This is a genomic window from Xenorhabdus yunnanensis (genome assembly GCF_028598805.1).
Lineage (GTDB): Bacteria > Pseudomonadota > Gammaproteobacteria > Enterobacterales > Enterobacteriaceae > Xenorhabdus > Xenorhabdus yunnanensis.
In genome coordinates this window covers 1-306 of record NZ_JAQRFI010000288.1, presented here as the reverse complement: position 1 = coordinate 306, position 306 = coordinate 1, and the positions used below count along the sequence as shown (strand labels likewise).

The window sequence follows — 306 nt, the reverse complement described above, 5'->3', positions numbered from 1 at the left end:
GGTTTTCGGTAGTATCCCAGTTAACACTCTCTTCTTTACAAGGCCGTAATGTACCGGTTGATGGCATCTGAGCAATTTGACGTGCGCGAGCCTTGCCCTGCCAGGTGAAGTGATAGCGCTCGTCTGGATCATCAACGACTTCACCCAGCGCCGCTTTTAAGGCGTCAAAGTCAATCTTTCCTTCCGAAAATACCCCTGGGAAAAGCTGTTTAAGTTGATCGATATTTTTTTGGGTGATACGGGATTTACTTCCCATGTATTTCACTGCTCCGCCTCCCGCTCTGTTGGTGCAGCCAGAAAACAAAA

Annotated in this window: 1 pseudogene; it reads right to left on the bottom strand. The window is 48.0% G+C overall.

Annotation, left to right across the window (positions count from 1 at the left end):
- A pseudogene (locus PSI23_RS23755) lies at nucleotides 1-256 on the bottom strand (site-specific DNA-methyltransferase); the annotation flags it as partial.
- Nucleotides 257-306 lie beyond the last annotated feature (50 nt).